The 19,925-nt window shown below is 68.5% G+C and carries 19 protein-coding genes and 1 riboswitch; of the genes, 3 read left to right on the top strand and 16 right to left on the bottom strand.

Going from position 1 to position 19,925, the window contains the following annotated elements; all coding sequences use genetic code 11:
- Window positions 1-145 precede the first annotated feature (145 nt).
- The 4 genes from BN1186_RS15860 to BN1186_RS14700 are packed head-to-tail and all read right to left on the bottom strand — an operon-like array spanning window position 146 to window position 7,368.
- The gene (locus BN1186_RS15860; protein WP_052460215.1) at window positions 146-1,525 is read right to left on the bottom strand and encodes a type III PLP-dependent enzyme domain-containing protein; all 1,380 of its coding nucleotides are present in this window, start codon (window positions 1,523-1,525) and stop codon (window positions 146-148) included.
- The gene (locus BN1186_RS15865; RefSeq protein WP_218975489.1) at window positions 1,522-3,027 is read right to left on the bottom strand and encodes an FAD/NAD(P)-binding protein; all 1,506 of its coding nucleotides are present in this window, start codon (window positions 3,025-3,027) and stop codon (window positions 1,522-1,524) included. The genes BN1186_RS15860 and BN1186_RS15865 overlap by 4 nt, the downstream gene beginning before the upstream one ends.
- The gene (locus BN1186_RS14695; RefSeq protein ID WP_052460216.1) at window positions 3,024-4,031 is read right to left on the bottom strand and encodes a pyridoxal-phosphate dependent enzyme; all 1,008 of its coding nucleotides are present in this window, start codon (window positions 4,029-4,031) and stop codon (window positions 3,024-3,026) included. Before BN1186_RS14695 ends, BN1186_RS15865 begins: the two co-directional genes overlap by 4 nt.
- Complete coding sequence (locus BN1186_RS14700) at window positions 4,024-7,368, bottom strand: ABC transporter ATP-binding protein/permease (RefSeq protein ID WP_040284675.1); 3,345 nt, start codon at window positions 7,366-7,368, stop codon at window positions 4,024-4,026. The genes BN1186_RS14695 and BN1186_RS14700 overlap by 8 nt, the downstream gene beginning before the upstream one ends.
- 156 nt (window positions 7,369-7,524) lie before the next feature.
- Here BN1186_RS14700 and BN1186_RS14705 point away from each other — a divergent pair, with 156 nt between their 5' ends.
- Genes BN1186_RS14705 through BN1186_RS14715 form a run of 3 tightly spaced genes read left to right on the top strand, consistent with a single transcriptional unit; the run spans window position 7,525 to window position 10,353 of the window.
- Window positions 7,525-9,327, top strand: a complete 1,803-nt coding sequence (locus BN1186_RS14705) for a PIN domain-containing protein (protein ID WP_040284676.1) — start codon at window positions 7,525-7,527, stop codon at window positions 9,325-9,327.
- Window positions 9,324-9,704: a phage holin family protein gene (locus tag BN1186_RS14710; protein WP_040284677.1), complete on the top strand. Its 381-nt coding sequence runs from the start codon at window positions 9,324-9,326 to the stop codon at window positions 9,702-9,704. Before BN1186_RS14705 ends, BN1186_RS14710 begins: the two co-directional genes overlap by 4 nt.
- A gap of 25 nt (window positions 9,705-9,729) precedes the next feature.
- A complete protein-coding gene (locus tag BN1186_RS14715; protein ID WP_040284678.1) occupies window positions 9,730-10,353 on the top strand; it encodes a DUF6498-containing protein in 624 nt (207 codons plus the stop codon).
- A gap of 65 nt (window positions 10,354-10,418) precedes the next feature.
- Here the strand turns inward: BN1186_RS14715 and rpsQ are convergent, their stop codons facing one another.
- The 12 genes from rpsQ to BN1186_RS14775 all read right to left on the bottom strand — a co-directional run bounded on the left by rpsQ (window position 10,419) and on the right by BN1186_RS14775 (window position 19,012).
- Window positions 10,419-10,715: a 30S ribosomal protein S17 gene (rpsQ, locus tag BN1186_RS14720; RefSeq protein ID WP_040284679.1), complete on the bottom strand. Its 297-nt coding sequence runs from the start codon at window positions 10,713-10,715 to the stop codon at window positions 10,419-10,421.
- A 2-nt stretch (window positions 10,716-10,717) separates the two neighbouring features.
- Window positions 10,718-10,948 (bottom strand): 50S ribosomal protein L29, encoded by a 231-nt coding sequence (gene rpmC / locus BN1186_RS14725; RefSeq protein ID WP_040284680.1) that lies wholly within the window; start codon window positions 10,946-10,948, stop codon window positions 10,718-10,720.
- Entirely contained in the window at window positions 10,948-11,367 is a 420-nt protein-coding gene (gene rplP, locus BN1186_RS14730; RefSeq protein WP_040284681.1) for a 50S ribosomal protein L16, read from the bottom strand. Before rplP ends, rpmC begins: the two co-directional genes overlap by 1 nt.
- Window positions 11,368-11,369: 2 nt before the next feature.
- A complete protein-coding gene (gene rpsC, locus BN1186_RS14735; protein ID WP_040284682.1) occupies window positions 11,370-12,179 on the bottom strand; it encodes a 30S ribosomal protein S3 in 810 nt (269 codons plus the stop codon).
- Between the two features lie 3 nt (window positions 12,180-12,182).
- Window positions 12,183-12,575 carry a 50S ribosomal protein L22 gene (gene rplV / locus BN1186_RS14740; protein ID WP_052460217.1) on the bottom strand — a complete coding sequence of 131 codons (393 nt, stop codon included), beginning with the start codon at window positions 12,573-12,575 and terminating at the stop codon, window positions 12,183-12,185.
- A gap of 27 nt (window positions 12,576-12,602) precedes the next feature.
- Window positions 12,603-12,884 (bottom strand): 30S ribosomal protein S19, encoded by a 282-nt coding sequence (gene rpsS, locus BN1186_RS14745; RefSeq protein ID WP_040284683.1) that lies wholly within the window; start codon window positions 12,882-12,884, stop codon window positions 12,603-12,605.
- Window positions 12,885-12,902: 18 nt separating this feature from the next.
- Entirely contained in the window at window positions 12,903-13,739 is an 837-nt protein-coding gene (gene rplB / locus BN1186_RS14750; RefSeq protein ID WP_040284684.1) for a 50S ribosomal protein L2, read from the bottom strand.
- Window positions 13,740-13,769: 30 nt separating this feature from the next.
- Window positions 13,770-14,081, bottom strand: coding sequence for a 50S ribosomal protein L23 (rplW, locus tag BN1186_RS14755; RefSeq protein ID WP_218975490.1), 312 nt, complete (start codon window positions 14,079-14,081; stop codon window positions 13,770-13,772).
- Entirely contained in the window at window positions 14,078-14,752 is a 675-nt protein-coding gene (gene rplD, locus BN1186_RS14760; protein WP_040284685.1) for a 50S ribosomal protein L4, read from the bottom strand. The genes rplW and rplD overlap by 4 nt, the downstream gene beginning before the upstream one ends.
- The gene (rplC, locus tag BN1186_RS14765) at window positions 14,749-15,405 is read right to left on the bottom strand and encodes a 50S ribosomal protein L3 (RefSeq protein WP_040284686.1); all 657 of its coding nucleotides are present in this window, start codon (window positions 15,403-15,405) and stop codon (window positions 14,749-14,751) included. Before rplC ends, rplD begins: the two co-directional genes overlap by 4 nt.
- An 11-nt stretch (window positions 15,406-15,416) precedes the next feature.
- Window positions 15,417-15,728 (bottom strand): 30S ribosomal protein S10, encoded by a 312-nt coding sequence (gene rpsJ / locus BN1186_RS14770; RefSeq protein WP_040284687.1) that lies wholly within the window; start codon window positions 15,726-15,728, stop codon window positions 15,417-15,419.
- Between the two features lie 317 nt (window positions 15,729-16,045).
- Window positions 16,046-19,012 carry a glycoside hydrolase family 2 TIM barrel-domain containing protein gene (locus BN1186_RS14775; RefSeq protein ID WP_040284688.1) on the bottom strand — a complete coding sequence of 989 codons (2,967 nt, stop codon included), beginning with the start codon at window positions 19,010-19,012 and terminating at the stop codon, window positions 16,046-16,048.
- A 43-nt stretch (window positions 19,013-19,055) separates the two neighbouring features.
- Window positions 19,056-19,185, top strand: a riboswitch (cobalamin riboswitch).
- Window positions 19,186-19,925: the final 740 nt, after the last annotated feature.

Here is a 19,925-nt window from a genome sequence, read left to right on the forward strand (position 1 = left end):
CCGGTTCCCATGCATAAGGCCTTGTGAAACTAGAAACGAACCCCCTGGATTTTGCCAGGAGGCAACCTCCAGCTCGAGGGAGAGGAGGCCATGGCGAAGCCCGGGAAAGGTCCCCCCGAAGGGGCACAGACCCAAGGCAACCGGATCAGTCTAGCGGGTGGCGCCCAGCGAGCGAAATCGCGGGGGCCGCGTCGATGGCGTCGAGGACGCGCTGCGGCCACACCACGTTCTTCGCCAGCGGAAGCTGATGCGAGGCGCTCTCCAGGATGTGCATCAGGTAGCCGCCGGTGTTGATCAACGCGAGCACGTCCCCGGGCGCCACAGCGCGTGGGAAGTGCATGCGGCGGCGCAGGATGATCTCATCCTCGATGCAGTAGGCGCCCACCAGGAAGCCGTCATAGGGCTCCCCTTCCGGCTGGGTGCGCACCAACACCGGGTCGACGAGGAAGTCGTCGGAGGTGGAGCGGCACTGGGTGCGGTTCATCTCCACCCCGACCAGGGGCAGGCCGTCGCTGCGCTGTTTGACGAACGCGACGCGGGTCAGCGTGACGCCGCATCCGTCGACGAGGCTGCGGCCCGGCTCCAGATGCAGCGCCAGGCCCATCCCGCGCAGGAGTTCTGCGCAGGTGGCGCCGCCGTCGGGCCTCGCGGCGAGGAGTTCGCGCAGCCAGCCTCCCCGGGTGGGGCTCTGGTGGAAGGGGTAGACGTTGGTGAGCGGGTGGTCACGCCAGGTGAGGGATTCCCCGCCCGCATCCTCACGCATCGCGGCCCAGAAGTCCTGCCACTCGGCGCCGTCGTCGAGGTAGCTCATCGGCACCCCGCCACCCAGGTCGAGGAAGCTCAGCCCGTGCCCGCGCTCCCCCAGGGACCCGGCCAGGTTGGTGGCCTCCGCGATCGCGCGGGCCCGGTCCGCCACCGCGTAGCCGTGGAGGTGGACGTGCAGACCGGTGACAGCCACCCCGGGCACCGGCTCGGCCAGCGCCCGGAGCCAGACCTGGGCCAGCTCGCCGAAGCGGGTGGGCGGCACGCCGCCGGCCGGATCCGGCGCCAGCCTCGGGGCCACCGGCGTGGGGCGCCCGTGATCCGAGAGCTCCGCGATGCGGTGCAGCTCCGCCACATGGTCGACGGAGATGGTCACGCCGGAGCCGACGGCCAGGCGCAGGAGGGCGTCATTCTTCACAGCGGCCGAGACGATGATCCGCTCTGGCGGCATCCCCAGGTCGAGCACCTGGCTGAGCTCGGCGTAGCTGGCCACGTCGACGCCGTGCCCTCCGTCCCTGGCCGCGGCCACCAGCGCGTGGGCCTTGTTGGCCTTGCGCGCGTAGAACACCCTCAGGTCCACGCCTGCCTCCCGACCCGCATCGACGAGCTCGGCGGCGTTGCGCACCAGCGCGGACGGCTCGATGACGTTGACGGGAGAACCGTGGGTCTCGAGCAGGCCGGTGACGGCCTGCGGATCGGACAGGAGTTCGTCCATCCAGGGCTCCCGTCGGCCTGTGAGGGGCGGCTGGCCGTGCACGGTCATGAGGTGCTGCCTTTCTCGGAGATACTGGCGATGCGCCGGGCCCAGCCGTCAACGGCCGGGTGGAGCGCGCGGTTGAGGGTGTCGTTGCCGATGACCACGTCCTCCGTGGCCCGGCCGATGCAGGCCAGCGCGCGGACGGCACGCCCCTCGGCATCGAGGCAGCTGGCGTCGTCGCCCACCGCGACGCCTCGTCGGCCCGGGGGTGAGTGCAGCACGCCGGCCTCCACGAGATCCGCGACGAGGGATCCCTCCACCACGCCGGGTGGGGCGAGCACGGCGTCGACGACGACGTCGGCCGCTCCGGGCAGCCCCTCGGGCACCGCGCCCGCGATGGAGGACTGCTGAAGGGACGCGGGATCGATGATGCCGGCGTCGATCAGCGCGAGGATCTTGGCGGCGTTGACCGGAGGTGGGCCGAACGCGACGCGCTCCAGGCGGCCGGCCAGGTCGGCGAACGGCGCAAAGCCCTCCCCCGTGCCCTCGAACCGGCTGCGCAATGCGTCGTAGAGCCCCCGCCAGGCGTGGCCGAGGGCCCAGGCGGCGCCCGGGTCACCGTCGCCCAGCATCGCGACGAGCCTGGCGCGCAACAGAGCGGTGGGGTCGCCGTGGAGGGGCTCGAGCAGTTCTGCGATCTGGGCAGAATCCGCGCCGAGCCGGGCCGCCACCTCCGCGACGGCGCCCAGGCTCTCCTCCGCAGTGGCGGCGTCGAGCACGGCTTGCCTGCCCTCCTCCAGCACCGCCGCGGGAGCGTCCGCGGGCGCGGTGCCGGGCTGGGGCTTGGGGTCCATCCAGCGACCGGCCCTTGCGATCGGCCAGATCACCCGGGGCTCACGGCCGGACGGGTGGTAGACCAGCCGGCCGTCGCCGTCGAACCTGCCGCCGCGACCCTCGGTCAGCGCCAGCGCGGCATCGATGAACGTGAGCGCGGCTCCCCGGACCGCCACGGCGCTACCCGCAGGTATGCGCTCCTCGGTGAGCCAGACGTCGATGGGGAACACCGCAGGCACCACGGCGTCGCCGCTGAGCTTGCCGGGCCAGGTGAGCTCGTGCCCGGTGGCGAGGAGGACCTCGTCGAAGGGCTCGCCGTCGACCAGCCCCCCGCCCGCCAGTCCCGCGCGGAGACTGAAGACCCGCTGGGCGCGGTGCCTCACGGTGGCGCCACCGGGCGCGTGCTCCTGCAGCCAGCGCCAGAACCACGAGAGATACTCCCCCACCAGTGCGCGGGGAGGGAAGGGATCGAGTGGTTCAGCCTCGCCGCGTGCCCGGCGCCAGGCGTCCAGCGCGGGCACCGTGTTCTCCCCCGGCCACGCCGCAGACACGATCGAGGAGGTGACGTTGAGGCGGAGGTGGCCCGGCTGGCCGGGATCGTAGGCCGCGCCCACCCCCGGTGGCTGGGGATCGAAGAGCACCACCTCGGCCTCTGCCTGCCCCGGCAGGTGCGCCCACAGTCGCTCGACGGCGAAGAGGCCCCGCGGTCCCGCACCGATGATGGCGACCCTCATGCCCCACCGCCCGTCCACCCGGCGACGCCGCGTTCGAGTTGCTCCGGCGTGAACTCGAAGGTGCGGCAGACCCAGTCGTCGTCGTAGACCGTGTCGAGGTAGGGCATGCCGCCATCGTGCACCATCACCACGACGGTGCTGCCGGCGGGTAGCGACGCGTACTCCGACAGCGCCGCAGCCATGACCGCGCCGGTGGAGGCGCCGACGAGCAGCCCCTCTCTGCGGACGAGCGCACGGGCGGCGAGCACCGCGGTCAGGTCGTCGATGCGTGCCACGCGGGCGGGCTGGGCGTGGGCGGCCAGCGCAGGCACGAAGCCCGCACCGTAGCCGGACAGGATCCGCCTGCCCCTGGTGCCACCGAACAACACGCTGCCCTCGGCGTCGACGGCGACCACCTGGGTGCCGAGCCCCTCGTCGCGCACGAGGCGCAGGCAGCCGCCGATCGTGCCGGTGGTGCTGGTCGCGACGTACAGCCGCTCGGGCGCGCCGATGGCCTCGACGATCTCGCGCATGGTCCCTTCGGCGTGGGCCGCGATGGCCGCGGTGTTGGAGTACTGGTCCAACGACATCGCCCCCGGCAGCTCATCGAGGAGGCGCCGGACGAGGGCCAGGCGGGCGACGAGGAAGTCGCCGGTGTCCGGATCAGGCTCCGTGACGCGGTGCACGTGCGCGCCGTAGGCCTCGATGGCCGCGACGGTGCGGGTGTTGGCGCGCGGGTCCACCACGCAGTGGAACTCGAAACCGAGGAGCGCGCCCAGCCGGGCCATCGCCATGGCGAGGTTGCCGGAGCTGGACTCCACCACCACCGAGCCCGGCGACAGCCGGCCGCGCTCCCAGGCGTCGCGTACCATGCCGAGCGCCGAGCGGTCCTTCGCGCTGCCCGTGGGATTCCGGGTTTCGAGCTTGGCCAGGACGCGCACGTCTGGCCGCGGGAAGAGCCTGGTGAGCGGCGCGAGCGGGGTGCCCCCGACGGCGTCGCTGAGGGCGGAGGGGAAGTCACTCACTGCGCAGCGCCTCCACTGGATCCTTCCGCGACGCGGACGATGCGGGGAGCAGCCCGGCCAGCGAGGTCAGCGCCATGCTGATGAGCACGAGGATCGCGGCCGCCTGCCACGGCAGGACAGCCACGTTCGGCACGTCGAAGCGGGCCTCGACGATGGCATTGGTGGGGATGGTCAGCAACGCGGTGATGGTGACGCCCAGCAGGCCGGCGACGAAGCCGACGATGAGGGTCTCGGCGTTGAACACGCGGCGGATGTCGCGCTTGCTGGCGCCGACGGCGCGGAGGATGCCGATCTCCTTCTTGCGCTCGAGCACCGAGATGTAGGTGATCACGCCGATCATGATCGAGGACACCACCAGGGAGATGGCCACGAAGGCGATCAGCACGTAGCTGATGGTGTTGATGATGTCGGTCACCGAGCTCATCAGGGACCCCACCAGATCCGTGTAGGCGATGACCTGCTCCTCCCTGCCGTCACCGCGCATCCGCTCGTTGTAGTCGTCGAGCAGCTGGGTCACCTGCGCCTTCGACTCGAAATCGATCGGGTAGATGTTGATCAACGCCGGCTCCTCCGGCGCCGCATAGCCGAGGGCCCGCAGGTTTCCCTCGTAGGTTGCGGCCCGGGTGGTGGCCATCGACATCAGCAGCTGGGTGAGCTCCTCCTGGGTCTTGTTCATCCTGAACCCGGCCATGAACGCGTCCTGGTCGATGCTGATCGCGTTGCGGAGATTCTCCGCCATGCCCGCCATGGAGTCCTCCAACGCGGTGCCCAACTGGGACGTGAGGGTGGCGGTGAGCTGCTGCCCGACGTCGGCCATGTAGACCTGCATCACGCGCTCCATGTAGGAGCCGAGCTCGGCCTGCAGCTCGCTGGCCAACTGCTGCTGCATGCCCTCGATGTCGATGCTCTCCATGGCCGCGGCCATCGCGGTCTCCGCCATCTGGCGCTGCTGCTCTGCCAGGAAGAGTTGCACGTTGCCGGAGACGTCCTCGGGGTCGAGTCCGCGCTCGGCGGCCCAGAGGAGGTAGCGCTCCATCTGTTCCTCGACGGCGGCGGTGTCGATCCCCAGTTGCTCCGCCAGCGCCACGATGATGGCCTCACCCTCCTCAGAGCCGACGAACACCGGCAGCGTGTAGGCGATGTCCAGTGGGTCGATCTGGTTGGCCACGGCGAAAGCGGTGTAGGCCTCCACGAAGGTGGGGGCCGTGGCGAGGACCCGCTCCACGTCCAGCTCCGGCAGCTCCACCGTCGGGGCGTCCGCGGGCGGGATGAGATCGGCCAGGTCCGGGATGTCCGGCATCATGGCCGCCGGGCCGAAGCTGTCCGCCAGCCCGCTGAGATCGAGCGGGGGCATCCGCGACTGGTCGATGGTGATCGACGACATGTCGAGATCGAGATCCAATCCGCTGAGGTCTGGCTGGAGCTGGGACTCGTCGACGACGAAGGCCTCCGCCACCGCCGCCTCGTCGATGGTGAACAGCGAGGTGAGGTCGAACTCCTCGGGCTCGTCCTCCTCCGTGAAACCACGCCCGGTGAACACGTTGGTGGCGGGATCTGTCAGCTGCTCGCGCACGATGGGCTGCTGCGCGGCGGCCTCCATCAGGTGGTGCGTCAACTCGGGCGTGTAGTAGATGCCGGGGCCCAGCGTCGAGGTGCCGCTCTCGACGGGCCGGGCGATGCCCACGACCTTCAGCGGGATACCGTCATCAACCAGCCCTGCCACGTGACTGCTGTCGTCGCTGCGGTCGGTCCAGACGTCGAACTGCTCGTCGTGCACGTAGTAGTCCGTGGCTTCGATCACCTTGAAGGTCACGCCCATGACCTCGTCGTAGGTGAAGTCGTGCGTCTCGGTGGGCGCCTCGATCTCCTCCTCGGCCATCATCTGGCGGATCATCTCGTCCAACTGGGCCGGATCCAGCAGGCCCATGGCATAGAGCGCCATGTCGCTGATCCCGCCCGCGGAGCTGAGCACCACCACCGTCTCGTCGTAGTTCGTGGGCCAGCGCCCGGCCACCACGTCGTACTGCTCCTGCACCAGTGAGAGGTCACCGACCAACTCGTCGAAGGCGCTGGTGCGCATCCCGGCGGACATCGCGCTGGAGCCGGCCGGCTGGAAGCCGAGCGCGGCCATCGCCGCGTCCGGGTTGACCTGCCGCGGCCCGGCGGAGGTGTCGCTGGAGTAGATGTGCGGCGTGAGGTCGTAGCCGTACTCGACGGCGTTGACCATCTGGTCGATGCCGCCACCGTTGTCATCCAAAAAGGTCTTGAGCGTGGCCAGGTCGTTGGTGCCCACGCTGGAGAACATCCGGTTCATCAGCGGCACCTCGCGCACAGTGCCCGCCTCCGCCTCCGCGGCCGTGTCGCTGTCCCCCATCCCCGAGTTGCCCAGCATGGCCGTGACGTCGAAGCTCTGGGACTGGATGGTGAGCGGGTACTGGGAGAGGGTGTCTTCCTCGATGCTCTTGATGTAGCCGTTGACGCCGTTGGCGAGCGCGAGGATCGCGGCGATGCCGATGATGCCGATGCTGCCCGCGAACGACGTCATCAGCGTGCGGCCCTTCTTCGTCATCAGGTTGTTGAACGACAACGCGATGGCGGTGAGGAAGCCCATGCTCGTGCGACGCGGCCGGTCCTCCTCCTCCAGGTCCGAGGCTGCGGGGTGGAAGGGGTGGGTGTCCTCGACGATGTGCCCGTCACTGAGTTGCACGATGCGGGTGGCGTACTCCTCCGCCAACTCGGGGTTGTGGGTGACCATCACCACGAGGCGGTCACGGGCGATGCCGGTCAGCAGGCCCATGATCTGCACGCTGGTGGCGGAATCGAGCGCGCCGGTGGGCTCGTCGGCCAGCAGGATCTCGGGATCGTTGATCAGGGCGCGCGCGATGGCCACGCGCTGCATCTGACCTCCGGAGAGCTGATTGGGACGCTTGTGGACGTGGTCGCCCAGACCAACCTCGTCGAGCGCGACCAGCGCCCGCCGGCGACGCTCGGCGCGCGAGACGCCGGCCAGGGTCAGCGCGAGCTCGACATTGGCCAGCACCGTCTGGTGCGGGATGAGGTTGTAGCTCTGGAAGACGAAACCGACGCGGTTGTTGCGGTAGGTGTCCCAGTCGCGGTCCCGGTACTGCCCGGTGGAGACCCCGTCGATGATGAGGTCGCCGGAATCGTACTGGTCCAGGCCACCGATGAGGTTGAGCATGGTGGTCTTCCCGGACCCCGAAGGGCCGAGGACGGCCACGAACTCATTGTCGCGGAAGGCGATCGACACGTCATCGAGGGCGACCTGCGTGAAGTCGCCCGTCGTGTACGACTTGCGCACGTTCCTGAGCTCGAGCATGCCCAACCCTTCCGTGATCGGAGAAACACCGTCCGGCTACAAGTTTCCCACTCCCACCCAACTCGGGTTATCCACAGGGCAGTCAACTCGTGGTGACCGGGGCTTCGAACCGGCCAGAGTGATGGATGATCCCACATACCGATCCCTGGAGGAACCATGAGGTGGCGTCCCCTGCTCACCGCCCTGATCGCACTGCTGGCCCTGTCCCTGTTCACCACGCCGGCTTCCGCCCGCCCACAGGACGGGCACCTGGTGGGTTCCGGCCATATGGTGGCCCTCCCCCGCACCGGCACCAACTGGTACGGCGCCTACCACGTTGATCAGGCCACAGCGTACTGCGCGGATCTGATGGCCAGCGGCCCGGGCCAGGCAACCAGTTGGGTGCAGGCCCCGCCGGATTACGTGCTGCGCAAGCAGACCCGCGCCACGCACGGCGCCCACGGCGGAGGCCCTACCGCTGCCACCGAGCGGGAGTTGGCGGAGATCGCCTGGGTGCTGATGTCTTCGGGCAGTAGGCCTCCAGCCGATGTCGGAGCGGCCGTCGAGCACTTCGTGCGGCTGCGCACCATTGACGGTGCTGTCCAGCAGGCGCGCGAGGCGGAGCGGTGGGCGGCAGTCGTGCAGGCGCACCCGGCCGCCCTCACGCACTTCAACCGCTTCACTGAGGAAGCCAGGCTCTACGCGGGGCCGTACACGCTGGAGTTCAACTGGCAGGTCCGCCCCTCGCGCACCTCACCCACCGGGCACGTGATCGTCGCGGTGCGCAGCGCCGCGGGGGTGGCTGTGCCGCACCGGGCCTTCAGCGTGGCGGGCAGCGGCAGCCTCAAGGTCACACAGTCGCCCACGTCCTCAGGCGAGGGCGGCGGGGCCCACGTCCACCTGACACTCCCCACCCCTGACGAAACGACGGTGCGCGGCGCCCTCACCGTGGAGTTCCGTGGGCTACCAGGCCCCCGCCCCAAGTTGTTCATCCCACAACCGGCGACGGTGCAGCGGCTCCTCGCCGCGCCTGACCTGATCAAGCTGCGCGACACGGTCACGGTGGAGTTGAAGCCAGCCATCTACCACCCGACGGTCACCACCCGCACGCGCGACGTCATCGCCGAGGCCGGCGGCCCAGCGGTGGACATCGTGACGCTCAGCGAGGGCCGGCCGGGTGCCGGGTTCACGGGCACCACCACCCTGTACGGCCCCTTCGCCAGCATGGCGGACCTGAGGGCCTCCACACCCGCCGAGGCGCCGAAGGTGGGCACCGCCACCTTCAAGGGCACCTTCGATTCCAAGGGTAACGCCGAAGTCCGCAGCAGTTCCCTGGTCTTCCCGGAGCCGGGCTACTACACGTGGGTGGAGACGCTCGACGAGCAACCCACGGTGATCCCGCCCGGGCCTCCTGCGTGGCCCCAGATCCCGGAGACCAGTGTGGTCCTCAAGCCCGAGATCACCACGGTTCTCACGGCTGACGGCATTCCGGGGCAGGCAGAACTCGGGGCCGTCGTGGAAGACACCCTCACCCTCACCGGGGTTCCGCCCGGCCGGGAGGTGCCCGGCTCGGACAAGCCACTGGCGGTGCTCGTCTCAGGCCGCATCGCGGGCCCCGTCCCACCCGGCGAGGACGGCTCCTGCGAGGCAGTTGACTGGGCCGGCGCCCACACCTTCGCCAGCTACACCGCCGAAAGCTGGACAGGCGAGAGCCTGGGCGCCCTGGCCCGGTCCACCCCGGTGGAGCCCGGCTGCTACTCGGCCGAGGCCACGGTAGAGATCCGTCACGGGGGCACGCTGATCAGCTCCACCCACCACCCCTTGGGAATCGCGGAGCAAACCCTCCTGTTGACCGCTCCACCGGAGCCGACACCCGACGCCCACACCCACATCAGAGCCGATTCCAACGCCCCGTCCACGGCCGGGGCTCCCGTCCACCGGTTACTGACGAACTCAGTTCGTGGCAAGCTGGAGGCATGAATTTCATCGGCAGGCTCATCGTCACCGCCCTGGCCACGGCTGTCGCCGTCTGGCTGGTGCCCGGCATCTCCCTGACCTCGTCGGATCTCGGCACCAAGGTGCTCACGCTCTTGGGCGTCGCACTGGTGTTCGGCGCCGTCAACAGCGTGGTCGCCCCACTCGTCAAGGGCCTCAGCGCCTGCCTGATCGCGCTGACCCTCGGCATCGCGCTCCTGGTCATCAACGCACTGATGTTGATGCTCACCTCCTGGTTGTCCGGTGTGCTCGGGTTGGGCTTCGAAGTGGACGGCTTCTGGCCGGCGCTCTGGGGGTCGATCGTGATCTCGATCGTCGGCGCCCTACTGGGTGGGCTGCTGGGCAGCAGCCGGAAGGACTGAACCTCCCGCCTGGCATGGTTGGCCCGTGAACTCCAGATATCTACCGGCCGCAGGGCTGGCCATCGTCAACTCCCTGGTCCAACTGGTGGGGGTTCTGGCGTTCGGCTGGCCCATCGGCAACATCTTCCTGCTGCTCTGGGCCGAGAACGTGATCATCACGCTGGTCGCCATCGTCCGGATGGCCGGCGTCCGCGACGCGCCCGACGGCGGGGCCGCCACAAAGGCATCCACGTCGTTCAGTCTGCTGTTCTTCTGCCTCGTGCACGGCATCTTCAGCGGCGCCCTGGCCTCCATGACGGGCCTCGACCTGACGATGACGATGTTCTGGGCGCCCCTGATCCTGCTGGTCATCCGCTACGTCGTCGAGGTGGTGGGTTGGTACTCGCGCGGCGAGCGCCCCACCAGCATCTCCGAGGCCCACGGTTTCGCGATGCGCCGGGTCGTCATGCTCCACGTGGCGATCATCGCGTGCTGGACCGTCATGGTCCTGGGCCTCACCAGGAGGGACACACTGCCCGAATGGCTACCGTCGCTGCCGGTGCTGGCACTCACCGTCCTGCTGGTCATCAAGACGATCGCCGAAGTGTACTCCATGCGCCTGGGCCCCAACGCCCCCACCAACTGGAAGTTCCAGGCCCGCAGCCGCTGACCTACCAGGGCATGCGAAGAGGCCCGCCCCCGAAGGGGCGGGCCTCTTGGCGTGTGTGAGGTGCCTTACTTGGCGCGCTCGACGATCTCGATGAGACGCCAGCGCTTCTGGGCCGACAGCGGGCGGGTCTCCATGACGCGCACGCGGTCGCCGATGCCGGCTTCGTTGTTCTCGTCGTGGGCCTTGACGCGGGTCGACTTGGTCATGATCTTGTTGTAGAGCGGGTGACGGACCCGGTCCTCGATCACGACGACGATGGTCTTGTCCATCTTGTCGGACGCAACGATGCCGGTGAGCACCTTGCGACGGCTACGCTCCTCGACCTCGGGGGTCTCGGTGGCGGGGGTGGTTGCTTCGCTCATGCTCACTTCTCCTCAGCGGGCTCGTCCACGATGCCGAGGTTACGCTCCTGCAGCACGGTGTAGATGCGGGCGATGTCCTTGCGGACGTTGCGCAGCCGGCTGCTCGACTCCAGCTGGCCGGTGGCCGCCTGGAATCGGAGACCGAACAGTTCCTCCTTGAGCTCAACAACCTTCGAGTTGAGCTGTTCACGCGACAGACCACGCAGGTCGTGTGCGGCGAGAGACTTACTCATTACATGTCACCTGCTTCGCGCTTGATGAAGCGTGCCTTGAAGGGCAGCTTGTGGATGGCCAGGCGCATGGCCTCGCGGGCCACGGGCTCGTCGACACCGGACAGCTCGAAGATGACGCGACCGGGCTTGATGTTGGCGATCCACCACTCGGGGGAACCCTTGCCGGAACCCATGCGGGTTTCGGCCGGCTTCTTGGTCAGGGGGCGGTCCGGGTACACGTTGATCCAGACCTTACCGCCACGCTTCATGTGGCGGGTCATGGCGATACGAGCGGCTTCGATCTGACGGTTGGTCAGGTAGGCCGGCTCGAGCGCCTGGATGCCGTAGTCACCGAAGGCGAGCTTGGTGCCGCCCTTGGCTGCACCGCTCCGCTTGGGGTGGTGCTGCTTACGGAACTTGACGCGACGAGGAATCAGCATGCTCAGGCTCCTGCGTTCTCGGTTGCGGGCGCAGCCTCGGCCTGGGCTGCGTCGGCGCGACGGCGTCCGCCGCGCTCGGGACGGTCACCGCGACCTTCGCCGCGGGCCGGGCGACGGCCCGGACGCTGCTGACGGCCTGCGGGGGCTGCCTGACGGGCGGCCTTCTGAGCGGCGCGCTCGGCACGGGTACCGGCGACGTCGCCCTTGTAGATCCACACCTTGACTCCGATGCGACCGAACTGGGTGCGGGCCTCGTAGAAGCCGTAGTCGATGTCGGCGCGGAGGGTGTGCAGCGGCACCTGGCCGTCGCGGTAACCCTCGGAGCGGGACATTTCAGCACCGCCGAGACGGCCGGAGCACTTGATGCGGATACCCTTGGCGCCCGCACGCATGGCGGTCTGCTGGGCACGACGCATCGCGCGACGGAAGGCGACACGGGCGCCGAGCTGCTCGGCGACACCCTGGGCCACGAGCTGGGCATCGATCTCGGGGTTCTTGACCTCGAGGATGTTCAGCTGGACCTGCTTGCCGGTGAGCTTCTCGAGCTCCGCACGCGTCTTCTCAGCCTCGGCGCCGTTACGGCCGATGACGATGCCCGGGCGGGCAGCGTGCAGGAAGATGGTCACGCGCTCGGAGCGACGCTCGATCTCGATCGACGAGATGCCGGCGCGCTCGAGGGTCTTGGTCAGGTACTCGCGGATCTTGACGTCCTCGCCGACCAGTTCCGAGTACTGCTTGTCGCTGTACCAGCGGGACTTGTGGTCGGTGGTGATGCCGAGGCGGAAGCCATGCGGGTTGATCTTCTGGCCCATGACTCAGGCTCCCTTCGGTTCGACGACGACGGTGATGTGCGAGCCACGCTTCAGGATTCGGCTGGCCGAACCCTTGGCGCGGGGGCGGATGCGACGGAGGGTGACACCCTCGTCGACGAACGCCTTGGAGATGTACAGGTCATCGGACCGCAGGGCCTCCGCCGACTCCGCGTTGGCCACGGCCGAAGCCACAACCTTGTAGACCGGCTCGGAAGCGGCCTGCGGGGCGAACTTGAGGGCGACCAGGGCGTCCTTGACGTCCATGCCGCGGACGAGGTCGACGACTCGGCGAACCTTCGTGGGGCTCATCCGGACGTGCCGTGCGACGGCGAACGAGCCAGGACGATCCCCGAGCAGGTTCTCGCGACGACGGCTGTTGCCGTTTTCGTTGCTCATTGTTGAATCAGTTCCTTATCTCGCGCCTCAGCGGCGACGGGCCTTCTTGTCGTCCTTCACGTGCCCCCGGAAGGTACGCGTGGGAGCGAACTCGCCCAGCTTGTGACCGATCATCGACTCGGTGACGAACACCGGGACGTGCTTGCGGCCGTCGTGCACCGCGATGGTGTGCCCGAGCATGTCGGGGACGATCATCGAACGGCGCGACCAGGTCTTGATGACGTTCTTGGTGCCCTTTTCGTTCTGGACGTCCACCTTCTTCTGCAGGTGGTCGTCAACGAAGGGGCCCTTCTTCAGGCTGCGTGGCATATTTCTTCAGGCTCCCTATCAGCGCTTCTTACCGGTCTTGCGACGGCGGACGATCAGGCGGTTGCTCGCCTTGTTCTTGTCGCGGGTGCGGCCCTCAGGCTTACCCCACGGCGACACGGGGTGACGACCACCGGAGGTGCGGCCTTCGCCACCACCGTGCGGGTGGTCGACCGGGTTCATGACGACACCGCGGACGGTCGGGCGGACGCCCTTCCAACGCTTGCGGCCGGCCTTACCCCAGTCGATGTTGGACTGTTCGGCGTTGCCGACCGAGCCGACGGTGGCGCGGCAGCGCACGTCGACCATGCGCATTTCACCCGAGGGCATACGCAGCGTGGCGTACTTGCCTTCGCGGGCGACCAGCTGGATCGCCGAGCCGGCGGAGCGGCCGAGCTTGGCGCCGCCGCCGGGGCGCATCTCCACCGCGTGCACCGTGGTGCCGACGGGGATCTGGCGCAGTTCCAGGTTGTTGCCCGGCTTGATGTCCGAACCCTCACCAGCGGACACGACGGTCCCCTGCTTCAGGCCGGCGGGCGCGATGATGTAGCGCTTCTCGCCATCGGCGTAGTGCAGCAGCGCGATGCGGGCGGTGCGGTTGGGGTCGTACTCGATGTGAGCGACCTTGGCCGGCACGCCGTCCTTGTCGTAGCGCTTGAAGTCGATCAGACGGTAGGCCTGCTTGTGGCCACCACCGATGTGACGGGTGGTGATACGGCCGGTGTTGTTACGGCCACCGGTCTTCGGCTTCGACACGAGGAGCGACTTCTCCGGCGTGGAGCGCGTCAGCTCAACGAAATCGGACACGCTGGAGCCGCGACGGCCCGGCGTAGTCGGCTTGTATTTACGGATACCCATGAGGTTTCAGTTCCTTCTCTAGCGACCCGGTCAGCCAACCGGCCCGGCGAAGATGTCGATGCTCTGGCCCTCAGCGACGGTGATGATCGCACGCTTGGTGTCGGCGAGCTTGCCGGTGCCGTAGCGGGTGCGACGACGCTTGCCCTGACGGTTGAGGGTGTTCACGGACACGACCTTGACACCGAAGATGGCCTCGATGGCGATCTTGATCTCGGTCTTGTTCGCGTCAGGCGCGACGACGAAGGTGTACTTGCCGTCGTCGAGCAGGTTGTAGCTCTTCTCGCTGACCACGGGACGCAGGATGACGTCGCGGTGATCGCGGATCTTCAGCGCTGCGCTCACTTGTCCTTCTCCTCAGTCTTCTCGGCCTGGCCGGCCTCGGTCTTGGCGGCGACGAACGCCGCGAGGGCCGCGGAGGTGAACACGATCTTGTCGTTGGCCAGCACGTCGTACGTGTTGAGCTGATCGACGGAGATCACGTGCACCGAGGCGACGTTGCGCAGGCTCAGCCACGCCATGTCCTCGAAGCGGTCCAGAACCACAAGGGCCTTGCGGATGTCACCGGCCACCGTGGTGAGCGCCTGGAGGGCACCCTTGGTGGAGGGCTTGTCGCCGGCGACCAGTTCGGAGACGACGAAGACCTGGCCGTCATGGGCGCGGTCCGACAGGGCGCCACGGAGGGCGGCTGCGATCATCTTCTTGTTGGTGCGCTGGGCGTAGCTGCGCGGCGTGGGGCCGTGGACGATGCCACCGCCGGTCCAGATCGGTGAGCGACGCGAGCCGTGACGGGCACGACCGGTGCCCTTCTGACGCCACGGCTTGGCGCCACCGCCGCGGACCTCGCCGCGGGTCTTGGTGTCGTGCGTGCCCTGGCGGGCGGCCGCCAGCTGGGCCACGACAACCTGGTGGATCAGGGGGATGTTGGTGGTCGCGTCGAACAGCGCACCGGGCAGTTCGGCCTTGCCGGCCTTCTTGCCCTTGGCGTCGATGACGTCAACGGTCAGATCGCTCATGCTGCGGCACCCTTCCTAGCTGCGCTGCGGACCACGACGAGGGACCCGTTGTTACCGGGGATGGCGCCGCGCACAAGCAGCAGGCCACGTTCCGCGTCGACGGCGTGAATCTTCAGGTTCTGGACGGTGACCTTGGCGTTGCCCATGCGGCCAGCCATCTTGAGGCCCTTGAACACGCGGCCGGGGGTCGCGCAGCCACCGATGGAGCCGGGGGCGCGGTGCTTGCGGTGCACACCGTGCGAGGCCTTGAGGCCGGCGAAACCGTGGCGCTTCATGACACCAGCGGTGCCCTTGCCCTTGGTGGTGCCGGTAACGTCGACGAACTCGCCGTCGGCGAAGAGCTCAGCGGTCAGTTCCTGGCCCAACTCGAACTCCGAGGCGTCCCCGGTGCGGATCTCGAGGAGGTGCTTGCGGGGCGTCACGTCAGCCTTGGCGAAGTGGCCAGCCGCAGGCTTGGTCACGTGCTTGGCCTTGACGGCGCCGTAGCCGAGCTGCACGGCGTTGTAGCCGTCGATCTCGGGGGTGCGGACCTGGGTCACGACGCAGGGGCCGGCCTGGATCACGGTAACGGGGACGACCTTGTTGTTCTCGTCCCAGAGCTGGGTCATGCCGAGCTTGGTGCCCAGGATGCCCTTCACGATTCGTTCACTCATTTCAGCTGACCTCACGGAAGCTTGATCTCGATGTCGACGCCGGCAGGCAGGTCAAGACGCATCAGCGAATCGACTGTCTTAGGCGTGGGATCGAGAATGTCGATCAGACGCTTGTGCGTGCGCATTTCGAAATGCTCACGGCTGTCCTTGTACTTGTGGGGCGAACGGATCACGCAGTAAACGTTCTTCTCCGTCGGCAGCGGCACCGGGCCGGCCACCTTCGCACCCGTGCGAGTCACGGTGTCGACGATCTTGCGCGCCGAGCTGTCGATGACCTCATGGTCATACGCCCGCAGCCTGATGCGGATCTTTTGTCCAGCCACAGTCGTTCCTAACTTCTTGCCCTTGTGGAAATTTCAAGTTCCTACGGGGTAAAACCCTTAGTCACTCCGGATCACGCGGCCGGGAGTGTCGCGCAGTTCGCCACATTCCATCCGGCCCTCCAAGGAGGGGAACCTCGTGGATGTGTGGCTACCGAACCCTGGTGGATCCAGCCGCCCGACCCCGTGCAGAGCAGTTCTGCGCCATGCGGACACGGCACCGAACCCCTCGCGGAGCAACCGGACTATTCAAGCACATCGCCCCGGCTCTTCCAAATCGGGCTTTGGTTGCTCACCGGGTTTCGACACTGCTCGCAGGCTCAACCAATGTCGAAGCGGAGCGCCCACTGGGCGGCGCGGGGACGCAACTGGTACTCGGGCCGGACGTCCGGGCCGCAGGAGCGGCCGCCGAGGCCCTGCTGCTGCGCATCCAGGTACAGATGCGTCGCGTACGGTGCGGGCAGCTCGTGCGGGTGCGCTGCGCCGGTGACCTGGTGCGCGTCGTGGGCCCGCAGCGTGAAGCCGGGCAGCTCCCCCGCCGTCGGCTCGGCCTGCACGGTGAGACCCAACTCGGGGAGAGTGAGCTCGCGCAGGTCGCTGCGGTGGCCGCTCTCCTGCGGCACCGCGTAGTTGACCACCAGATCTGCGATGGCCGACTCGAAGCGACCCACGCGGGCCGCGGCCCGGGAATCCGCGTAGTTCTCCTCGGGGCCGGTGCCGAACCACTGGGCCCGTTCGAGGCCCTCCGGCAGCGTGAAGTGCAGCCCGATCCGGGGCCAGGCGCCGGCCCAGCCCGCGGTAGGCAGCGCGGAGGCGTCGAGGCGCAGTCCGTCGGCGTCCAGCGTCCAGATCAGCTCGACGGTGACCGCCTGCCGAACCGCAGCCGGGGCGTAGCGGTGCAGCACCGTGACGGTGCCGGGGCCGGTGGTCACCGACAGCACGCGTCGCTGCAGCCTGTCGAGGCCGGCGGCGCGCCACTGCTTCGCCCAGGCGGGCTGCGGCGCCACCGCCCCGCGGGCGACGGCTGGCTCCTCCTCCGCATAGGAGTAGAAGCCGTCCAGCGAGTCGTTCTCCGTGGGGGCGCGCCAGAGTTCGAGCCGCGGCCCGGCCACCTCGTGGTCGCCCAGCGCGATCAGGTCCCCGGTGCGCGCGTCGAAGCGCGCGGCGCCGAGGGTGAGCACGCCGTCAGACTCCACCGGCACTTCGCCGGACAGCGACGGGGAGGTCGAAGCAGGCTTCTCGGCAAGCTGCAACTGGCTGCGGGTCACGACGTGACCCTCCGGCGCCCAGTGGGTGTCGTGGGCGAGAACCGCCTCGACGGTGCGCCAGAGCTCGCCGTCGTGCGGGGTGAACGGCGGCAGGTCGACCGCCACCAGTGCGCCGGGTGTCACCGGTGCGACCTTCAGCTCTCCGGTGCCGATCTCGCGGCCGTCGAGTTCGTCGCGCCAGATGAAGCGCAGGTCTTCGGTGTCGCCGTCGTGGCGGCGGTTCTCGATGATCACCTCGGTGTCGCCGAGGTCCAGCTTGATCGGGGTGTAGACCGCGGCCACCTCACCCAGCATGGGGGTGGGGGTGCCGTCGGAGAGCACCATGCCGTCGGCGACGAAGGACCCGTCGTGGAGGGGTTCGCCGAAGTCTCCGCCGTAACCGAAGAACTCGGTCCCGTCCTCGGTGGTGGTGCGGATGCCGTGGTCGCGCCACTCCCACACGAAGCCACCGTGCCACTGCGGGAGGGTGTCGAAGAGTTCCTCGTAATCCGCCACGCCGCCCGCGCCGTTGCCCATCGCGTGGACGTACTCGCACAGGATCATGGGGCGCTGGGCGAGCACGGCCGCGCGGCCGGGGCTGGCGAAGCGGTTGTTGCCGAGCCCGGCCGACAGGTCCTCCATCTCCTCCAACGAGGGGTACATGCGCGAGACGACATCGGTGTACTGGCCCTCGAAGTCCTGCTCGTAGTGGACGGGGCGCTCGGGGTCGCGGCGGTGCAACCAGGCGGCCATCGCAGCCGCGTTCTGGCCGGTGCCCGATTCGTTGCCCAGTGACCAGGCGATGACCGACGGGTGGTTCTTGTCGCGCTCGAAGAACCGCTCGATGCGGTCAAGCAGCGCGTCCCTCCAGCGGGGATCGTCGGTGGGGTTGTCGACCCAGCCGTGCTGCTCGCCGAAGCCGTGGGTCTCCAGGTCGTTCTCATCGATGACCCACAGGCCGATCTCGTCGGCCAGGTCCAGCAGCCTGGGGTGCGGCGGGTAGTGGGCGGTACGCACCGCGTTGATGTTGTGGCGCTTCATGAGGTGGAACTGCTCGCGCACCACGTCCTCATTGAAGACGCGCCCGTGATCCGGGTCGTAGTCGTGGCGGTTGACGCCGCGCAGGCGCAGCTTGCGTCCGTTGACGCGCCACTCGTGGCCGACGATCTCGATGCGGCGGAAGCCGGCGCGCAGAGTGAGCGCCTCAGCGGCGTTGGACACCTCCACGTCGTAGAGCGCCGGGCGGTCCGCGCTCCACGGCGAGACCTCGCCCACGGGGATGGCCGCCACATCGGACGGGCTGTCGAAGGTGTGTTCGACCTTGAGGTCCTCGATCCGGACGGTGATGGGGTAGGCATCCGCCGAGGCCCGGAACTCGGGGATCAGCCGCCCCTCGCCGGTGGTGTGGTCGTAATCGGCGCGCAGCCACACGTCGTCGATGCCGGCGGCCGGGCGCGAGACCACGGTGACGGGGCGGAAGATGCCGGGCAGCCACCACTGGTCCTGGTCCTCCAGGTAGGTGGCGGCGGACCACTGGTGCACCCGCACGTGCAGGAGATTGGAGCCGGGCTGCGCGGCATCGGTGACGTCGAGTTCCTGCGTGAGGCGGCTGCCACGCACCACGCCCACCTCGGTACCGTTGAGCGAGACGATCGCGAGGGATTCGACGCCGTCGAAGCGCAGCAACACCCGCTCGCCGAAGCTGTCCGGCAGTTCGAAGGTGACGCGGTAGTCCCCCGTGGGGTTCTCGTCCGGCACGAATGGCGGCTCGACGGGGAACGGGTAGTTGATGTTGGTGTAGGCCGGCTTGCCCCACTCTTCGCGGCCCTGCAGCACCCAGTGCGAGGGCACCTCGATGCTGTCCCACGCCGAGTCGTCGAAGTCGACGGCGTCCGCTCCCTCCGGCGCCAGATCCGGGCGGGCGGCGAAGTGGAACCGCCACGTACCGCTCAGGTCCATTTCCGGGGCGTTCGACTCGAGGCGTGCCCGCGGCTGAACGCGCTGGCCGGATCCGGGGGAAAACGACGTGATCTCAGACATGCACCCCACCCTATCCCCCACCTTTCAAGGAGCGGGCCATCGGGTATTGTGGCATCCGCTCGGGTCCCCCGAGCCGGATGATGTGAGAGGAAGCCGGTGCGAATCCGGCGCTGTCCCGCAACCGTGAGGCCCCTGTGGCCAAGTCGGATACTCGCGAATCTTCCGCAACACGAACACGTCGTGGATAGCGTTGATGTGCCTCCCCCGGTGCACCGTTGCGCCACGCAGGGAGGCCCCGGATGAGAGCCGCGCGGATCATTGCATGCGCCGCCTTGGCGTCCCTCCTGCCCTGCACCGCCCCGCTTCCCGCCCATGCCGAGTGGCGCGACGGCTTCTGCCGCCGGGGAGAGGGCCACACCGTGGTGGTCGATTGGAGCCTCCTTCCAGGTGCAGTAGGCGAGACGAGCCTGGTGCGCTGCATCCCCCTGGACGCAGACAACCCGAAGTTTCCAGAGTCTCCGGGCAACCCCCTGGCTGACCCGCTCGCGTCAGCAGGCATCTCTTGGTCTTCCCCAGGTGGTCTGATCACAATGATCAACGAGTTCGAAGCTGAGACAGGGTACTGGCACATCGCGGGGGGTGAAGTCACTGAAGCAGGGGGAAACTGGCTGGGAATGGACGCCTATCTTCCCGTGGCGGAGATCGACAGTTTCAGTGGCTACACGCTCGCCCCTGAGTTCGGCAAACCGGTCCCAGTGCTCCCGCCGCAGTTCGCGCCGGACGAGCCAGGGGATTCGCCGTCCCCGGCCCCTGATCCCACTGACGGTCCAACCGGAGATCCCACGGGAGAACCGACCGGCGAGCCCACCGGAGAACCCACAGGCGAACCGACCGGTGACCCAACCGGCGAGCCGAGCGGGGAGCCGACGGGCGTTCCCACCGTCTCCCCCACTGCAGACCCCACCGGCTCTCC

Origin of the sequence: Tessaracoccus massiliensis (genome assembly GCF_000826065.2) — a bacterium.
Classification (GTDB): Bacteria; Actinomycetota; Actinomycetes; order Propionibacteriales; family Propionibacteriaceae; genus Arachnia; species Arachnia massiliensis_A.

Coding starts and splice junctions, on each gene's coding strand:
- rpsC (WP_040284682.1), bottom strand. CDS start 12,179: ATGGGCCAGAAGATCAACCCGCATGGCTTCCGCCTCGGCATCACCACC.
- BN1186_RS14700 (WP_040284675.1), bottom strand. CDS start 7,368: ATGCTCGAGCTCAGGAACGTGCGCAAGTCGTACACGACGGGCGACTTC.
- BN1186_RS14710 (WP_040284677.1), top strand. CDS start 9,324: ATGAATTTCATCGGCAGGCTCATCGTCACCGCCCTGGCCACGGCTGTC.
- rpsQ (WP_040284679.1), bottom strand. CDS start 10,715: ATGAGCGAAGCAACCACCCCCGCCACCGAGACCCCCGAGGTCGAGGAG.
- rplD (WP_040284685.1), bottom strand. CDS start 14,752: ATGAGCGATCTGACCGTTGACGTCATCGACGCCAAGGGCAAGAAGGCC.
- BN1186_RS14705 (WP_040284676.1), top strand. CDS start 7,525: ATGAGGTGGCGTCCCCTGCTCACCGCCCTGATCGCACTGCTGGCCCTG.
- rplV (WP_052460217.1), bottom strand. CDS start 12,575: ATGAGCAACGAAAACGGCAACAGCCGTCGTCGCGAGAACCTGCTCGGG.
- rplB (WP_040284684.1), bottom strand. CDS start 13,739: ATGGGTATCCGTAAATACAAGCCGACTACGCCGGGCCGTCGCGGCTCC.
- rplP (WP_040284681.1), bottom strand. CDS start 11,367: ATGCTGATTCCTCGTCGCGTCAAGTTCCGTAAGCAGCACCACCCCAAG.
- BN1186_RS15865 (WP_218975489.1), bottom strand. CDS start 3,027: ATGAGGGTCGCCATCATCGGTGCGGGACCGCGGGGCCTCTTCGCCGTC.
- BN1186_RS15860 (WP_052460215.1), bottom strand. CDS start 1,525: ATGACCGTGCACGGCCAGCCGCCCCTCACAGGCCGACGGGAGCCCTGG.
- rpmC (WP_040284680.1), bottom strand. CDS start 10,948: ATGAGTAAGTCTCTCGCCGCACACGACCTGCGTGGTCTGTCGCGTGAA.
- rpsS (WP_040284683.1), bottom strand. CDS start 12,884: ATGCCACGCAGCCTGAAGAAGGGCCCCTTCGTTGACGACCACCTGCAG.
- rplC (WP_040284686.1), bottom strand. CDS start 15,405: ATGAGTGAACGAATCGTGAAGGGCATCCTGGGCACCAAGCTCGGCATG.
- BN1186_RS14775 (WP_040284688.1), bottom strand. CDS start 19,012: ATGTCTGAGATCACGTCGTTTTCCCCCGGATCCGGCCAGCGCGTTCAG.